This is a genomic window from Helicobacter sp. MIT 05-5293 (assembly GCF_000765665.2).
In the GTDB taxonomy this organism is placed as follows: domain Bacteria; phylum Campylobacterota; class Campylobacteria; order Campylobacterales; family Helicobacteraceae; genus Helicobacter_C.
This window is the reverse complement of record NZ_JROZ02000005.1, coordinates 36,701-53,233: the sequence shown is the minus strand read 5'-3', so window position 1 is coordinate 53,233 and position 16,533 is coordinate 36,701. Positions and strand designations below refer to the sequence as shown.

Sequence of the window (16,533 nt, the reverse complement as noted above, 5' to 3'; positions counted from 1 at the left end):
TTAAGGAAAGGTTATGTCCTCAATTGCATTGGCTTTAAAGTATCGTCCGACTATTTTTAGTGATTTGGTTGGGCAAAATGCTGTCTCTCAAACCCTTTCTCTTGCACTAGATTCTCAACATATCTCCCATGCGTATCTTTTTAGCGGATTACGAGGGAGCGGAAAGACGAGTTCAGCGCGTATTTTTGCCCGTGCTTTGCAATGTGAGAGTGGACCTACAAGCACACCTTGTGGCACTTGTGCGAGTTGCATTTCGGCACTTCAAAATAAGCATATTGATATTATTGAAATGGACGCAGCAAGCTCTAGGGGGATTGATGATATTAAGCGCGTGATTGAGCAAACCAAATATCGCCCTAGCTATGGACGTTATAAAATTTTTATCGTTGATGAGGTGCATATGCTAAGCAAAGAAGCTTTCAATGCTTTGCTGAAAACCCTTGAAGAACCCCCAGAGTTTGTGAAATTTATCCTTGCGACTACTGACCCTCTAAAACTTCCCGCGACTATTTTAAGTCGCACGCAACATTTTCGATTCAAGCAAATCCCTCATCGTTTGATTGTCGAGCATATTACAAATATTCTCCACAAAGAGGGTGTAAGCTTTGAGCCTCAAGCACTTGAGATGATCGCAAGGAGTGGTTCAGGGAGTTTGCGTGATACTTTGACGCTCCTTGATCAGGCGATTATTTTTTGTAAGAATCATATTGAAGTCGCAAGCGTAACGGATATGTTGGGTGTGGTTGATCCTAAAGTATTGCGGGATTATTTTGATGCGGTTTTGCAACGCGATACAGCTAAGATCTTTGCTGCACTTGAGATTTTACAAGAATATGAATGCGAAATGATACTTGATGAAATGATGCTTTTTTTGAAAGAGCGGCTTTTAGCGAGAGATGTAGAGTTTCAAGCATTATTTGTCGACCGTTTCTCGCGGATTCTTAGCGAATCAAAAATATTACTGAATCTCAACACAGATGGGGCATTTGTGCTTTTACTTTGCGCGATGAAAATGCAAGAAGCGATGAAAGTCAAAGATATAGAAGCAATGATTGAAGAATTAGAATCTGAAATTTTCCAAGCCCCTAAGATTGACAAAGATTCTGCAGTCCAAATAAAATCAATTTCATCTCAAGATGCGCAAAATGCGCCTGCTCCTTTGTCGCAGCTTTCGCCTCAAATGCAGTTTGAGAATCTGATTGCAAAGCTAAAGGATCGTAATATGCAGTTGGGGGAGAGTTTCGCTCAAAATATCGTATTTGTTGCGTTTGAAGATCAGATTTTGAGTTGGCATAGTCGCGCACAAGGTGAAGATAAGGCATTGTTAAAGGAACATTATACGCTAATTAAGACTTTTGTGAATGAGATTTTTGGAGCAAACACAACGATTCGACAAGTCCCCATGCCTTCAGAAAGCACAAAAAGTCAAGATTCTGAAATAAATACCCAAAATGTGAATCCGACACAAACCCCGATGACACACAATATCACGCAACCTACGGATTTGGTAGATTCTCAAAAGTCTGAAAATACCTCCGAATCTGTTGAATCTGTCAAAGCTGCTATAACGCAAGAGATGCTAAATGCGCCACAGAAGCCAGCAGTAGCTCTTGATGCACAAGATGCTTTTTTGCAAGAACATCGCGAATTGATTAATGCGATTAATGAAAGCATAGGGATAAAAAGCGTGATCGCCCCGCGTCCTGAAACAATCCCAAACGATAGTGTGAGTAAATCTGATGATTTGCAATGAATTTGTTTTGGGTGTGAATGATTTAAGCGATGCGTGTGCATTATTTGATAAAATAACATTTTGTAATGGAGTTGTGCTTTTGCAGGGGGATTTAGGAAGTGGAAAAACGACTTTTGTGCGTGCATTTGTCCGATATATGCAGCAAGATGATGAGGTAACTTCTCCTACCTTTAATCTTGTCCATGAATACGGACAAGAAAGCAAGAGAATCTATCATTATGATTTGTATCGCAAGTCTTTGGAGGAGCTTTTAGAATGGGGATTGTTGGATATGCTTGAAAGAGAGGGAATCCACCTTGTAGAATGGGGAGATGAGCGTTTAGAGGCATTGCTTCGGCGAAGTGGTTATGAGGTGATGAGAATCTCTATTGCCCTTGCTCCATCGCATCAACAGAGAATCTACAAGGTGTTTTGATAATGAATAAACTTTCAGCAATCAGTCTTAGCAAGCATATTAAAAAAACCAAAATCGTGCAAGATGTCTCCCTAGAAGTGAATAGCGGTGAAGTTGTAGGGCTTTTAGGACCTAATGGAGCGGGCAAGACAACGACTTTTTATATGATTTGTGGGCTTTTGCACCCAAGCAGTGGCAAAGTGATGCTCAATCATACTGAAATTACGAAATTCCCCTTGCATATGCGTTCGAATCTTGGCATCGGGTATTTGCCTCAAGAATCAAGTATTTTCAAAGATCTAAGCGTAGAAGAGAATCTTATGCTTGCCGCAGAAGTCAGCATCAAAAATACTAAAGATCAGAAGATTAAAATTGAAAAAATGCTTGAAGAATTTAACATCGAACCTATTCGTGCGCGAAAAGGTGTATCGTTAAGCGGAGGTGAGCGTAGAAGAGTGGAGATTGCTCGTGCTTTGATTAAAGATCCGAAGTTTGTTTTGCTTGATGAACCTTTTGCAGGGGTTGATCCACGCGCAGTAAATGATATACAAAATATCATTTTAAAGCTTACGAGTCTTGATATTGGGGTTCTTATCACAGATCATAATGTGCGTGAGACATTATCCGTCTGCACACGAGCGTATGTGATTAAAAGTGGTGCATTGCTTGCAAGTGGTAATGCCGAAGAAATTTATCAAAATGAATTGGTGCGAAAATACTATTTAGGAGAACATTTTAAAGCATGAGTGTGGGCGGTAAGTTACGTCAGAATCTAAATGTCAAAGCGCGTCTCTCGACAACTTTAAAAAGCTGGTTGCCTATTTTACAAAGCGGAATGACAGAGCTTGAAGAGACGCTCTCAAGTATTGCCGAAGAGAATCCTTATGCACATGTCCAAAGCCAAATCACTCAAAGCCTCCAATCTAAAAACTATCAAAAATCTCAATCTTCTTCACGCAACACCCAAACAGATCGTATGGATTCTGTGAGTATTAAAGAGCAAAGCCTTTATGAAGTGCTTGAAGAGCAGATTGATTCAAAGCTATTCCCCACGGCAATTTCGCAAAATATCGCATTAAAGATTATTGAGAATCTTAATGAAGAGGGGTATTTGGATACGCCCGTGAGTGAAATTGCTGATGAGTTGGGCATCAGTGAATCTGAAGTAGAGCGAGTGCGCACGCGTTTTGCATATTTAGAGCCTTATGGTATTGGTGCAAAAGATGTGATTGAATCATTTCTTTTTCAGCTCCAACAATGCGATTTGGACGGGGAGGATTATGAGCTTGCCTCACAAATTATCAAGGATTTGCACAATCACAACAGATATAAGAATCACGCATCGTATAATGTCGTGATGAAAGTCATTAAGAGTTTTAAGAATCCTCCAGCGATTGAGTTTGGTGCGAGAGAAGCAGAAGTGATACCTGATATTTTTATTTTCGAGCGTATTAAAACTGATAGCCTAAAAAATACCGCCTATGAGCTAGAAGTGTCAATCAATGATGCGTATTATCCCAAAATTGTCATTGAGGAAAATATTAGAAATGCTCATTCTCACAAGGAAAGTGCGGATTTTTTGAAAAACAAGCTTAAAGAAGCAAAAGATCTCGTTGATGCGCTTGATATGCGAAAGGCAACGATTCTGAAAATCGCCATTGCATTAAGGGAAAATCAATATGATTTTTTTATGGGTGGGGAGATTCGCCCAATGAAACTCAAGGACATTGCTCAAGATTTGGGATATGCGCCAAGCACGATTTCACGAGCGATTGCTAATAAATACCTTGAATGTGATAGAGGTATTTTTCCTATTAAGAGTTTCTTTACTGCTGCCATTGATGGTGATACCTCTAACGCTTCGATTAAAGATTTTATTTTGAATCTTGTCAAAAATGAGGATCGTAAAAAGCCTTTGAGTGATTTGAAGATTCTTAAAAGTGTGGAGGAAAAGTTTGACCTCAAAATGGTGCGCCGCACAATCACAAAATACCGACAACAGCTTAATATTGCTAGCTCAAGCGAACGCAAAAGACTTTATGATATGAGCGTGTGAGACAAAGCATCAAAATGCGGTGGAATGAGATTGATTTAAAAGATTGGAAAAACGCTAATATCAATGTAGATAGCCTGTGGATAATCCCACAGAGGGACAAGAGTGGCAAACATCAAAATATCTATCACGGAAATTTTATCCCGCAGATTCCGCGTGAATTATTTACGCGCTATACCAAAAGGGGCAAAATCGTGCTTGATGCGTTTTTGGGAAGCGGCACAAGTCTGTATGAAGCTCAAAACTTAGGGCGTAAGTGCATTGGTATGGATATAAATTCTAAAATTTTAGAATATGTCAAAGCACAAATGGAGGGGGAATGCCCTAGCACATATTATTTTGGATTCTGCGATAATACAGATTCTCTTAGCGTGGATTGCTTTATGCAAGAGGCACTAGAATCATTAAATGACAAAAGTGTGCAGTTTGTGATTTTACACCCTCCTTATATGGATATTGTCCACTTTAGCGAAAATCCAAATGATTTAAGCCATTTGGATAATCTCACACATTTTGTTCAAGCCTTTGTAAGAAGCACTCAAAATGTGATAAAATTCCTAGATGTTGGACGCTATTTTGCCGTTGTAATTGGTGATGTATATAAACAAAGTGATTCTATGTGATGGATATGGTAGGCTTGGATTAAGGAGTGAATTTTGACTTATGATGAAGCAATAGAAAGAATAATGCGTGATAATAATGGAATAGCATCACTTCAGTTTCTCTATGAACATATTTGGGATTATAAAGATAAAAGTAAAATATTTGGTAAAACACCAAACAATACAATACAGGAGCGTTGCCAGAGAAATCCAAAAATTATGAGAATTGCTTATGGTGTTTATGCTTTAAAAGATTCTATGCGATATATGGAGGATAATGATGATAAGCAGATTATTCTAGGACAAACAAATACAAGCATTCAACTTACACAAAAGCAAACTATACAAAATGTGCGCGTTGGTCAGCAGAATTTTAGAAATAAATTAATTGATACTCTCAAAGAGTGTCCCATTACACATATAAAGGATAAAAAATTACTTATAGCTTCGCATATTAAACCTTGGGTATTTTGTAATAATAGTGAAAGATTAGATGTTTATAATGGTTTTTTATTCTCGCCTTTATTTGATAAACTTTTTGATAAAAGTGTAGGATTGATTACTTTTACAAAAGATAAAGAAATATTATTTTCCAAACAAATGGATAAATATACAAGAGATTACCTTACTTCAATCAATATTGCAGATAGACAAATAATTCAAAACCTGCCAGTAGAGGGGAGAGAATCTTTTTTAAAATATCACTATCAGTATATTTTTGCACGAAAATAAATTTTGTGATATATTTGCAGGAAGTAGTGCAGTAGGGAAACTTTTTAAGACCAAAACAAGACAAATTATTGCTAATGATAAAGAATATTATAGTTTCGTGCTAAACCAAAACTATATCGCCAACCACACAGAAATCAAGGGTATAGAATCTTTATTTAACGAACTTCAAAGCGACACATTAACACACCCATAGAGGGAAAAATTTATCAGCATTATTGTATGGGGCAAGAGCGGTTTTTGGATTCCAAAAAGACAGAATCTAGCGTGTGCGATTCTCACAAAAGACAATATTTTAGCGATTATAATGGCGCAAAAATTGATGCGATTCGCCTAAAAATAAAGCAATGGCACAAAGAAGAAAAAATCTCATCACAAGCCTATTTTCATCTCATTGCCTCACTTTTAGAATCTGCTGATAAAGTCGCGAATACCGCTTCTGTTTATGGGGCATTTCTTAAACATCTTAAGAAATCTGCACAAAAACCCCTTGCACTAACTCCTGCAATTTTTGAATGCAATGCGCATTCTCACCAAGTCTTTAACGAGGATTCTAATACGCTTATTCACGGAATCAAAGGCGATATTCTCTACCTTGACCCTCCTTATAATGCGCGTGAATATGGAGCAAATTATCATCTTTTAAACACTATTGCGCTTTATGATGATTTTATCCCAAAAGGTAAAACGGGCTTAAGAGAATATGAAAAATCTAATTGGTGCAAAAAAGCCAAAGTCGCAAATGAACTAGAAACCTTAATCAAAAATGCAAATTTTGAATGGATTTTCTTAAGCTACAATGATGAGGGATTGTTGAGTTTAGAGCAAATCGCAGAAATTTTTAAAAAATATGGCAAATATTCTTTTGTTACACAAAAACATCAACGCTTTAAAGCGGATTCTAAGAGAATCCAAAAGCAAGATTCTACACTAGAGTATTTGCATATTTTGCAAAAGAAATGAGTATCAGCGAATTTTTAGAAAAATAAAGCTAGAATATGCCCTTTGTTTTGTGAGATTCTAGAATCTAAGTAGCCTAATATCTCACAGCGAAATTCACACATACCTATTCCTTTCTGGTTGTGTAAGCAAATCGCTTCACTAAAGGGTATGGAGGACAAACCAAAAATGAGGAGACACTATGGTAACAATGAAAGACCTGCTTGAGTGCGGTGTGCATTTTGGACATCAGACACGCCGTTGGAATCCTAAGATGAAAAAGTTCATCTTTGGCGCGAGAAAAAACATTCACATTATCGACTTACAAAAGACCTTACGATACTTCCGCTATACTTATAATATCGTTAAAGAAGCTGCAAGCGAAGGCAAAGTGATTATGTTTGTTGGCACAAAAAAGCAAGCAAGTGAGACGCTGAAACAATTTGCAGATTCTGTGCAAGCCCCTTATGTCAATTATCGATGGCTTGGCGGTATGCTCACAAATTTTAGCACTATCAAAAAATCTATCCGCAAACTTGAAATTATCGAAGAAATGGAAGAAAGCGGGCAAATTGATCTTTTGACCAAAAAAGAGAAACTTATGCTTATGCGCAAAAAAGAAAAGCTTGACAAATATTTAGGCGGTGTGCGCCATATGAAAAAAGCACCGGATATGATTTTTGTCATTGATGCTGCAAAAGAAAAAATTGCTGTGGCAGAAGCAAGAAGATTAGGTATTCCTGTAGTTGCACCTTTGGATACAAATTGTGATCCTGATATGGTGGATTATCCGATACCGGGCAATGACGATGCGATTCGCTCTATTCAGCTTTTCTGTAAAGAAATCAGTGAGGCGATTTTGGAAGGACGCGCTGAAAACAAAGACGCGCAGCTAGAAGCCGAACAAGCTGCTCCTGCTACAGAATCTGAAAAGCAAGAATTGCTTGATGAAGTAACTGCAGAAGTTGCCAAAGATATGACAAATGAGGAGGAATAAATGGCAGATATTCCAGCACAGCTTGTAAAAAAACTCCGAGAAATGACAGATGCAGGAATGATGGACTGCAAAAAAGCATTGGTAGAAACACAAGGTGATATTGACAAGGCAGTTGAGTATTTGCGTGAAAAAGGCTTAAGCAAGGCTGCTAAAAAGGCCGATAGAATCGCTGCTGAAGGCATTGTGAATGTCGAAGTATCAAGTAATTTTGACAAAGCAAGTATTATTGAAATCAATTCTGAAACAGATTTTGTAGCTAAAAATGATACTTTTAGAGATTTGGTTGCGCAAACTTCCAAAATCGTGCATGATCACGCTATTTCTAGCACAGAAAGTTTGAATGCTATGAGTATTGATGGCGTAAAATTTGAGGAATATTTGCAACAAAAGATTGCTAAAATCGGTGAAAATATCGTTGTAAGGCGAATTGTAACGATACAAACACAAGGCACAGGTATTATTAATGGCTATGTGCATTCTAATGGGCGTGTAGGAGTGCTCATTGCGATGAAGTATGAAAAAGACAGCTCGAAAAATGCTTGTGTTGAGCTTGCTAAAAATATTTGTATGCACGCTGCAGCGATGAAGCCCCAAGTGCTTAGTTATACAGAGCTTGATGATACTTTTATCCAAAAAGAAAAGATTGCAATTATTGCGGAATTACAAAAAGAAAATGAAGAATTGAAACGACTAGGTAAGCCTTTGCATCATATCCCTGAATATGTCAGTCGTAATGAGCTTACAGATTCTATCTTGAAAGAAAAAGAGCAGCAATTGCGAGAGAATCTCAAGGCACAAGGCAAACCTGAAGCGATTTGGGATAAGATTATCCCCGGTCAAATGGAACGTTTTGTCGCAGACAGCACAGTGCTTGATCAAAGAATGACTTTGCTGGGACAATTTTATGTAATGGACGATAAAAAAACGATTGCTCAAGTGTTGCAAGCAAAGTCTAAAGAGCTTGATGATAATATTGAGATCGTGGATTATATTCGCTTTGAGCTTGGAGAGGGTATAGAGAAAAAAGTCGAAGACTTTGCCGCAGAAGTTGCCGCTCAAATGCAATAGGCTATTGAAAACATTTTAACTTATTATCTCATTCATAGAATCTTAATTCTGTGAATGAATATGAAATTTTTACGAAAAATCTATATGCCATTAATCAAAACTATTCTTCTAAAATCACAAAATTTTTATTTTTAGTATTTGCAGTATTGCTTGTTTTGGGGAGATTTGGTAGTTTTGTGGAAGATTTTTTGTTGTTTTCTTGTAAAGATTTAGACAAAAAATCTACAGCATAATCTTTCTTGAGGCTTTTTGCGACACTGGGCGATATAGAGGGGATATAAGTTTGCAGTGCTTTAACGCGTTTTGCTATATCTTCAAAATATTCTTGAGCCATTTTATCGCGTTCGCGATCTTTTTCCCAACTGAATCCTTTGTTGTAAGATTTGATGACTTCATACCAATTTCCTTTACGCACCTTATGCCAGTAGGTCAATTCCTCAAGCGCACTTTGCGAGGCAAATTCATCATCACGCATTAAAAGTTCCCCCACCATATTACGCATAAAATTTGTGTCTTTTTGTTTGTGCTTTTTGATGATACCCGGAATATGCGCATGGTAGATTCCTGCGGAAGGGTCAGCAAAATTCACACGATATTCTCCAGCGCAAGATTCTTTCCAAGCAATAGCTGCCATTGTGTAGCCAAAGCCACTTTTTGCGCCGTATCTAAAGGCTTTTAAGATGACTTGTTTTTGGTTTTTGTTAAAGTTTTTAGGCTCTACACATTTGCCCTCGACTTTATGCAAAGGCAAAGCATTGATTTGCAATATTGCACCTAAGCACATCAAAATAATCAACTTTTTCAAAGAATACTCCCTTGCAATCAGTTTTTAACAAAATTTGGTTAAAATTATGAAATCATATCTAAAATTTAAAGGATTTTCTGCAAGATGAAACCCTTATTGATTGAAATTTTGACTCAAGAATTGCCAGCATTACCTTTATTAAAAGAATTGCCGCATATTCTTGGCAAATGGCAAGGTATCACGCAAAGGCATCATATTCACTCTAATCCGCGCATTTATTTTACTCCTCGCCGCATTGTTTTGCAAGAAGAGCAGTTTCCGGTGCAGACACAAGCATACAAAACAGAATCTTTTGGTCCTCCTGTATCTATTGCTTTTGTTGATGGAGAACCTTCAAAAGGTTTGAGTAAAGCCGGAGAGAGTTTTTTTAAAAAGCTCAATCTCCCCACAGATACACCCTATCAGATTGCTCAAAAAAATGGCAAAGATGTGCTGTATTATGTCCAAACGCAAGAGGGTATTCCTACCAAAACACTTCTCCCGCAGATTCTAGAATTATTCCTTGATTCTTTGCAATTTGGCAAAACAATGCGTTGGGGGGATTTGCAAGTAGGATTCATTCGTCCTATACGCAATATTATGATTCTTTTAGGTGAAGAAAGTATCGCAATGAATGCTTTTGGTCTCCAGTCCAAAGCGCAAACTTATGTGCATCGTGATGTGAGTGTGGATTTTCAGCTGATTAAGAATCTTGAGCATTATTGCGAAGTTTTAAAAAAGGGCAAGGTGATTCTTCATCAAGATGAGAGAAAAGCGTTGATTCTTGAGCAGATTAAAGCCATAGAATCTGCACATCAGATTCAAGTGGAAATCGACCAAGATTTGCTTCAAGAAGTCGTGGCTATTACAGAGTATCCGCGCGCAGCTTATGGGGCATTTGATGCTGAATTTCTTAAGCTCCCTAGTGAAGTCATTATCACTTCAATGAAAGAAAATCAAAGATATTTTGCGACTTATCAACAAGGGCAGATTCACAATGGCTTTGTGCTTGTATCAAATTCTACCGCAAACGATCTTAATCCGATTATTTTGGGGAATCAAAAAGTGCTCAAAGCAAGGCTTTCTGATGCTGTATTTTTTTATGAAAATGATCTCAAAAATGGATTTAAACCACAGAAATTGGCAGATATTGTGTTTGTAGAAGGATTAGGGAATCTACAGGACAAGGCAAAACGCGAAAGCTCGATTGCGCTAACATTGCTTCAATCTTATGCCGCATTTTTTGATAATATGCAAGAAACGAGTGATCTTTTGAAGACAGCAATTGAATATGCGCGTGCGGATTTGGTCAGCGAAATGGTGTATGAATTCCCCGAATTGCAAGGTATTATGGGCTTTCACTATGCAAAGAGTTTCCAAATGCACCCGCTTGTTTGTCTTGCAATCAAAGAGCAATATCTTCCGACAGGAGAGCATTCTAGTTTGCCAAGTAATCCTTTTAGTGCGTTGGTTGCTCTTAGTATTAAGCTTGATCATATTTTTGCACTTTTTAGTATTAATGAGATTCCTAATGGCTCAAAAGATCCTTTTGCATTGCGAAGAGCTGCAAATGGCGTGATTAAAATCATTCAGAATCAAGGCTTCGCGTTTAATTTGAGTGAAGATATTCCGCGTCTTTATGCTGCAGGACATTATCAAGCAAGTGATTTGGAGCGTATCGAAAATTTCTTTTTAGAACGTTTGGAGGGGATTCTCAAAGTCAATCCCTCACTTTTACGCTGTGTGTTTAATGCGCGTGTAGGTGGTGTGAAGCAACGCGATATTAATCGCATCATTGAGAATGTCCAAGCATTGAGTGATTTTTTTGAAAAAAGTGATAAGCAGGCATTGATTACGCTTTTTAAACGCGTAGCCAATATTCTTAAGGATATGAGTGATGAGAAAGTCTCTCTTAATCCTGCACTTTTTAAGCTCCCTGAAGAAAAAAATCTTTATGAGGCATTCATAAAGATTCACAATCAACATTTTGCACATATCAGTGAGCAAATCGCTGCTTTATTTGCACTCAAAGATGAACTCACGCTATTTTTTGACAATGTATTAGTCAATGATCCTAATCCAGCAATCAAAACTAATCGTCAAATATTGATTTGTCATATTTATGATGAATTTTTGAAGATTGGCGATATTAAAGAGATTACGCTTTGAGCATTTTTATTTCAGAGCTTAAAGGTATTTTTACTTCAGTATCTGCGATGTTGATTATTTTTGGCGGTTCTTTGTTTTATTTATTTTTGTATCCTACGCCTTATTATAACGACACTGTGGCTACACAAAAAATCGTTATTTTGGATAATGACAATACGCAATCCTCACGCGATTTTATTTTTCTTATTAAGTCCTCGCCTTATTTGGAGGTCGTTAGCGTCCTTGATAATCCCAATGAGGCGCAACAATTTATAGAATCTCATCGTGCTTATGGGATTGTGATTGTCCCTCAAGATTTTGAAAAACATCTCTATCAGCGAATACCTCCAGTCGTGCCTATTATGGCAAACGCATCGTATTTGCTAATTTATGGAGCGATTGCTAATGCAATGTCAGATGTGATTGCAGAATTTAACGCACAAATCAATTTCGCACTACAAACTCACGAATACAGCCTCCTTGAGCCTGAATTGATACCTTTGTTTAATCCTTCAATGGGCTATATAAATTATACTCTTGCTCCCATACTTATTTTTATTTTACATCAAACGCTTGTCGCAGGAGCGGGCATTATCGGCGGGACACAGAATCAGCAATTTTCTCAAGGTGTGCGCAATTATTATGCGACAGCAAACCCTTTATTACTAGTGCTTTCAAAGATTTTTATTTTCTTTTGCATTTATGTTGTGTTGTTTGCATTTTATTTTGGATTTGCCTATGAATTTTATGGTGTGCATGTCAATGCGCATATTATGGACTTTTGGCTTTTTAGTATAGCTTTTATTTTTGCAACTTCTGCTTTTGGTGTATGCTTTGGGACATTGCTTCCTAAGAGAGCATTATCGACACAAATCGTAATGCTTGCTTCAATGCCTATTGTCTTTTTACTTGGTTTTATGTGGCCTAAAGAACAGATTGCGACTTGGATCAATGACATTATTACCTTTTTACCTGCTTATAGTGGCATCAATGGGCTTTTGCGTCTCAATCAAATGGGTGCAAGTTTTGGTGATGTGCGGGAATATTTTTTAAGTCTATTATTTTTGGGTGTGTTTTATATTTTTATCAGTGTGGTAATGATTTATAAAAAAACAAATCGTTGGTGAGCTTTGGGAATGTATTTTGCTTTGTCGTTTCTTAATAATTGACAAAGCAAAAGGACACAAATGCAGAGTGGATATTACAACACCACAGGCGGTATGGTTACGCAATTTAGTCGTTTGGATCTTATTTCAAACAATCTTGCAAATCTCAATACAAATGGATTCAAACGTGATGATGTCGTGATTGGGGATTTTTTGAGATTGTTTGAGACGCACAAAGAACAGCTTCCGATTGAAGATCATACCAAAAAAGCTGCTAAATTTCTTAATCGAACGATGAATCGTGTGCCTATCATCAGCGAAGAATATACAGACAGAAGCACGGGAAGTATGATGCAAACCGATAATCCGTTAGATTTTGCTTTACAGAGTGAAAATGCCTTTTTTGCGATTCAAACGCCTGATGGGATTCGATACACTCGTGATGGTAGCTTTAGCATTAATGCGGAAGGATATTTAGTCAGTAAAGAAGGGCATTTGGTGCTTAGTCGTGATGGTGTAGATTCTGGTGATGGCATACAAGTCCCCCATGGTATGCACCTTGAAGGCGATGCGAATGGGAATCTTTATTTGCGCAATACGAATGCCGATGCGATTGCCGAACAAATCAATATTGGTGGATTGGCTGTAGTGGGCTTTGAGAATCCACGTTATTTGAAAAAAGTCGGCAAGAATCTTTATCAATACCCTCAAGAGAGAATCAATGAACGTGATGTGATACAAAATAGTGGTGTGATTGCTCAAGGCTTTTTGGAAAAAAGCAATGTGAATGCAGTGCTTGAAATGACTTCTTTGATTGAGACTAATCGTTTAGTGGATATGTATTCTAAAGTGATGAAAAGTCATATGGACGACCTTAACACAGAAGCTATCACAAAACTTGCTGTGCGTGCTTAAAAGTATTACTTTAGTGAAAGTTTGTGAGGGCAGGTTCGTTTTCTTAGAAAATGTTTATTGTGCTATAATACTTTATCTTAAAACTACCCAAGATTGAGAGAAGTATGCAGCAAGATTCAATGAAAGAATTACTTAATTGTTTTGATTATATTAAGCATTATCAAATGGATATGCTTGATTCTATCGCAATTACACTAGAGATCATTTGTCTTAAGCGGCATTCGCAGACACTCATTGAAACGCTTATTGCTAAAGGTAGTAAGCGCAAGCCTATCTATGAAGAATTTACTGATATGTGTAAGATGACATTAGGAGAGAGGCTTTATACACCTTTGAATCCGCATTGCAATCTTTTGAAGATTCTTAAAGCTATCTATAGTGTTGATACTTCTAATCAGACTTGTGAGGAATTTTTGCATATTATCACGCAAAAAAAGACTACTCACAAACTTTTCTCGTATTCCACACCTTTGGAGATCAATGAGCTTCTCGTGGGATTACTTGATATTCAAGATAATGAAACGGTTTATAATCCTTGCTACGGAATGGGAAGTTTGTTTATTACGATTACTTCTCATGCGCAATCTTTAAGCCTTTATGGTGAGGAGTTGGAAGATCGTCTTTCGCGTATTGCTGAATTGATTTGTAAGATTCTATCCGTTTCATCAGAGAATCTAGTCGTGAGCAATATTCTCAAAAATGCCCATTTTAAGGATAAAAAATTTGACAAAATCATCTGTAATCCGCCACTTGATAGTTATATAGGGACACAATATCTCAAAGAAGATGAGCGATTTGCCACTTATGAGGCATTGATTAAAACCTATCCAGAGCTGCTTTTTTTGATTCATTCTCTCTCGCATCTAAAGCACAGGGGGGTTTTTATTTTGCGCAATCAAACCTTGCAAAAATCTTCTTTAGAAGTAAAGTTGAGGGAGCGACTTTATGAAGAGGGTTTGATTGAGTGCATTATTGAACTGCCTAAAAATATTTTTCCGCATCAAAATTATGATTTCTCTATTATTGTTCTTTCACCTAATAATCAAGCTATTTTGCATATCAATGCTAATTCCCCGCACTTTTACCAAAAAGACGGAAAATATAATCGCTTGATTAATCTTAGCTCATTGTTTGATATTTTTCATCATAAACGCATCACACCTTATTCTAGCCTCACGCCTCTTGATCAGATTGATATTCATGATTTGCGTGTGCAACGTTATGTCCAAGAGCCTTGCCCCCAAATAGAAGATTCTACTTCGTTGCGAGATTTGGGTGTTACGATTTTTCGTGGGCAGCGCGTTTATGGAAGTGCAAAAGATACAAAGATTACTTATTTTGATTTGGGTATTGCGGATTTTGCGGATTATGGATTTTCTGAAGAATTTTCTACTAAGCGATTTAAAGGCGAGGCGAGTAAGATTCAGAAATACACGCTTAAGCCCTATGATATTGCATTATCAATTCGTGGCACAACACCGAAATTTACTATCCTCGCACCAAGCATTCAAAAATACAAAGTGATTGCTAATGCTGGTATCGTCATTTTGCGTGCTCCAAACCCATCTGTGGCATTGGGAATCTATTGCTATTTATTTTCGCAAAGAGGGCAAAAAGCTCTTTCTCAAATTTATGAACTGAATCTCAATAGTATTAACCCGCTTGATTTGGAGCAGCTACTTGTTCCTAATCATTTTGAGCAAAACGCTCAACAAACTTTTGAACAGATTCAGCAATATGCCAATGAGCTTAAAAATATTGAGGCGAAATTGCAAAAGTTGCGTTTAGAATCTTCGGCAAAAGTCCCATAAAGGCGTCATTTATGAAGGTGATTGAATCTCAAATTATTGATGTGCAATGTGGTAAAAATGTCAGTGTAGTAATGCCAAGTAATTTATATGGTTGCACATTGGGCGATAATGTCTTTGTAGGACCTTTTTGTGAAATACAACGCGATGTGTGTATCGGTGCGCACACCCGCATACAATCACATAGTTTTATTTGCTCACTTGTAAGTATTGGAGAAAATTGTTTTATCGGACATGGGGTGATGTTTATTAATGATACATTTTCTGATGGCAAACCTGCAGCACATTCGGATTCTTGGAAGCCAACTTCTATTGGGAATCGCGTGAGCATCGGTTCTAATGCGACTATTTTACCTGTGAGTATTTGTGATGATGTCGTGATTGGCGCAGGAGCGGTAGTGTGTCATTCGATCACACAAAGCGGATTCTATGCGGGTAATCCTGCAAAATTATTGCGACCTCTCATTCAAAGTAGCTTGTAGTGTATCCTCAACATATTGCAATCATTATGGACGGCAATGGGCGGTGGGCGAAAATACGCAATCAGAATCGCACAGAGGGGCATAAAGAAGGTGCAAAAGTTGTGCGTGGTATAACAGAATGGTGTCTTAAGCAAAAGATTCCGTATTTAACTCTTTATGCTTTTTCTACAGAAAATTGGAAACGTTCTCAAATGGAAGTTGATTTTTTAATGAAACTTTTGAAAAAGTATTTACAAAGTGAAAAAAGAATCTACCTTGAAAACAATATTCGTTTTCGTGCTATTGGGGATTTGGGTGCATTTGATAAAGATCTCCAAGATGCGATTTTGCAGTTAGAACAACTCACGCAAAATCATTCTGCACTCACGCAGATTCTCGCGCTTAATTATGGCTCTCAAGATGAACTATCAAGGACATTTTTGAGAATCCTAAATGCTATGCCAGATTCTGCATTATCATCATTAAAAACTTATTCTCCACAAGAGATGAAAAAAATGATTGAAAGTCATCTTGACACCCATTCAATCCCTGATGTGGATATGCTTATTCGCACAGGCGGAGAAAAACGCATTTCAAATTTTATGCTATGGCAGGCAAGTTATGCGGAATTATTTTTTACCTCTACATTGTGGCCTGATTTTACAATTCAAGAAATTGATGAGATGTTACAAGATTTTTTATCAAGACAAAGAAAATTTGGCGGCGTTTAAAGTTTAACAAGTAAAAAAGTGCTATAAATTTCTTTTTTAATCTAC

15 protein-coding genes and 2 pseudogenes are annotated in these 16,533 nt (G+C 37.3%); 16 read left to right on the top strand and 1 reads right to left on the bottom strand.

All coding sequences use genetic code 11. From position 1 onward, the window contains the following. The first annotated feature begins 13 nt into the window (after positions 1-13). The 10 genes and pseudogenes from LS68_RS08865 to tsf all read left to right on the top strand — a co-directional run bounded on the left by LS68_RS08865 (position 14) and on the right by tsf (position 8,535). Positions 14-1,753 carry a DNA polymerase III subunit gamma/tau gene (locus tag LS68_RS08865; protein WP_081950973.1) on the top strand — a complete coding sequence of 580 codons (1,740 nt, stop codon included), beginning with the start codon at positions 14-16 and terminating at the stop codon, positions 1,751-1,753. After that, positions 1,740-2,168 (top strand): tRNA (adenosine(37)-N6)-threonylcarbamoyltransferase complex ATPase subunit type 1 TsaE, encoded by a 429-nt coding sequence (gene tsaE / locus LS68_RS08860; protein WP_034373262.1) that lies wholly within the window; start codon positions 1,740-1,742, stop codon positions 2,166-2,168. The genes LS68_RS08865 and tsaE overlap by 14 nt, the downstream gene beginning before the upstream one ends. Positions 2,169-2,170: 2 nt before the next feature. Further along, positions 2,171-2,893, top strand: coding sequence for an LPS export ABC transporter ATP-binding protein (gene lptB / locus LS68_RS08855; RefSeq protein WP_034373259.1), 723 nt, complete (start codon positions 2,171-2,173; stop codon positions 2,891-2,893). Beyond that, entirely contained in the window at positions 2,890-4,203 is a 1,314-nt protein-coding gene (locus LS68_RS08850) for an RNA polymerase factor sigma-54 (RefSeq protein ID WP_034373256.1), read from the top strand. The genes lptB and LS68_RS08850 overlap by 4 nt, the downstream gene beginning before the upstream one ends. A gap of 14 nt (positions 4,204-4,217) precedes the next feature. Beyond that, entirely contained in the window at positions 4,218-4,823 is a 606-nt protein-coding gene (locus tag LS68_RS08845) for a DNA methyltransferase (RefSeq protein WP_138091426.1), read from the top strand. 33 nt (positions 4,824-4,856) lie between these two features. Then, positions 4,857-5,534, top strand: coding sequence for an HNH endonuclease signature motif containing protein (locus LS68_RS08840; protein WP_052100502.1), 678 nt, complete (start codon positions 4,857-4,859; stop codon positions 5,532-5,534). Between the two features lies 1 nt (position 5,535). Then, positions 5,536-5,670 (top strand): annotated as a pseudogene (locus tag LS68_RS09970) (DNA adenine methylase); the annotation flags it as partial. A gap of 146 nt (positions 5,671-5,816) precedes the next feature. Beyond that, positions 5,817-6,494: pseudogene (locus LS68_RS08835) on the top strand (DNA adenine methylase); the annotation flags it as partial. Positions 6,495-6,672: 178 nt separating this feature from the next. Beyond that, a complete protein-coding gene (gene rpsB, locus LS68_RS08830) occupies positions 6,673-7,467 on the top strand; it encodes a 30S ribosomal protein S2 (protein ID WP_138091424.1) in 795 nt (264 codons plus the stop codon). After that, on the top strand, positions 7,468-8,535 hold the full coding sequence (gene tsf / locus LS68_RS08825; RefSeq protein WP_034373250.1) for a translation elongation factor Ts: 1,068 nt from the start codon (positions 7,468-7,470) through the stop codon (positions 8,533-8,535). Positions 8,536-8,635: 100 nt separating this feature from the next. On the opposite strand, the gene LS68_RS08820 is transcribed toward tsf, so the two are convergent. Further along, on the bottom strand, positions 8,636-9,340 hold the full coding sequence (locus LS68_RS08820; protein WP_034373247.1) for a hypothetical protein: 705 nt from the start codon (positions 9,338-9,340) through the stop codon (positions 8,636-8,638). A gap of 84 nt (positions 9,341-9,424) precedes the next feature. Here LS68_RS08820 and glyS point away from each other — a divergent pair, with 84 nt between their 5' ends. The 6 genes from glyS to LS68_RS08790 all read left to right on the top strand — a co-directional run bounded on the left by glyS (position 9,425) and on the right by LS68_RS08790 (position 16,488). Continuing rightward, positions 9,425-11,488 (top strand): glycine--tRNA ligase subunit beta, encoded by a 2,064-nt coding sequence (glyS, locus tag LS68_RS08815; RefSeq protein WP_034373243.1) that lies wholly within the window; start codon positions 9,425-9,427, stop codon positions 11,486-11,488. Continuing rightward, positions 11,485-12,594, top strand: coding sequence for an ABC transporter permease (locus tag LS68_RS08810; protein ID WP_241993730.1), 1,110 nt, complete (start codon positions 11,485-11,487; stop codon positions 12,592-12,594). Before glyS ends, LS68_RS08810 begins: the two co-directional genes overlap by 4 nt. Before the next feature lie 60 nt (positions 12,595-12,654). Then, complete coding sequence (locus tag LS68_RS08805) at positions 12,655-13,488, top strand: flagellar hook-basal body protein (RefSeq protein ID WP_034373240.1); 834 nt, start codon at positions 12,655-12,657, stop codon at positions 13,486-13,488. A 119-nt stretch (positions 13,489-13,607) separates the two neighbouring features. Next, entirely contained in the window at positions 13,608-15,299 is a 1,692-nt protein-coding gene (locus LS68_RS08800; protein WP_034373276.1) for an N-6 DNA methylase, read from the top strand. A gap of 11 nt (positions 15,300-15,310) precedes the next feature. Beyond that, positions 15,311-15,778, top strand: a complete 468-nt coding sequence (locus tag LS68_RS08795) for an acyltransferase (RefSeq protein ID WP_034373237.1) — start codon at positions 15,311-15,313, stop codon at positions 15,776-15,778. Further along, the gene (locus LS68_RS08790) at positions 15,778-16,488 is read left to right on the top strand and encodes a di-trans,poly-cis-decaprenylcistransferase (protein ID WP_034373235.1); all 711 of its coding nucleotides are present in this window, start codon (positions 15,778-15,780) and stop codon (positions 16,486-16,488) included. Before LS68_RS08795 ends, LS68_RS08790 begins: the two co-directional genes overlap by 1 nt. Positions 16,489-16,533 lie beyond the last annotated feature (45 nt).

Bases quoted from the DNA above. Each gene is read 5' to 3' on its own strand.
- LS68_RS08795 (WP_034373237.1), top strand. From the start codon at position 15,311: ATGAAGGTGATTGAATCTCAAATTATTGATGTGCAATGTGGTAAAAAT.
- lptB (WP_034373259.1), top strand. From the start codon at position 2,171: ATGAATAAACTTTCAGCAATCAGTCTTAGCAAGCATATTAAAAAAACC.
- glyS (WP_034373243.1), top strand. From the start codon at position 9,425: ATGAAACCCTTATTGATTGAAATTTTGACTCAAGAATTGCCAGCATTA.
- LS68_RS08850 (WP_034373256.1), top strand. From the start codon at position 2,890: ATGAGTGTGGGCGGTAAGTTACGTCAGAATCTAAATGTCAAAGCGCGT.
- tsaE (WP_034373262.1), top strand. From the start codon at position 1,740: ATGATTTGCAATGAATTTGTTTTGGGTGTGAATGATTTAAGCGATGCG.
- LS68_RS08800 (WP_034373276.1), top strand. From the start codon at position 13,608: ATGAAAGAATTACTTAATTGTTTTGATTATATTAAGCATTATCAAATG.
- rpsB (WP_138091424.1), top strand. From the start codon at position 6,673: ATGGTAACAATGAAAGACCTGCTTGAGTGCGGTGTGCATTTTGGACAT.
- LS68_RS08805 (WP_034373240.1), top strand. From the start codon at position 12,655: ATGCAGAGTGGATATTACAACACCACAGGCGGTATGGTTACGCAATTT.
- LS68_RS08865 (WP_081950973.1), top strand. From the start codon at position 14: ATGTCCTCAATTGCATTGGCTTTAAAGTATCGTCCGACTATTTTTAGT.
- LS68_RS08845 (WP_138091426.1), top strand. From the start codon at position 4,218: ATGCGGTGGAATGAGATTGATTTAAAAGATTGGAAAAACGCTAATATC.
- tsf (WP_034373250.1), top strand. From the start codon at position 7,468: ATGGCAGATATTCCAGCACAGCTTGTAAAAAAACTCCGAGAAATGACA.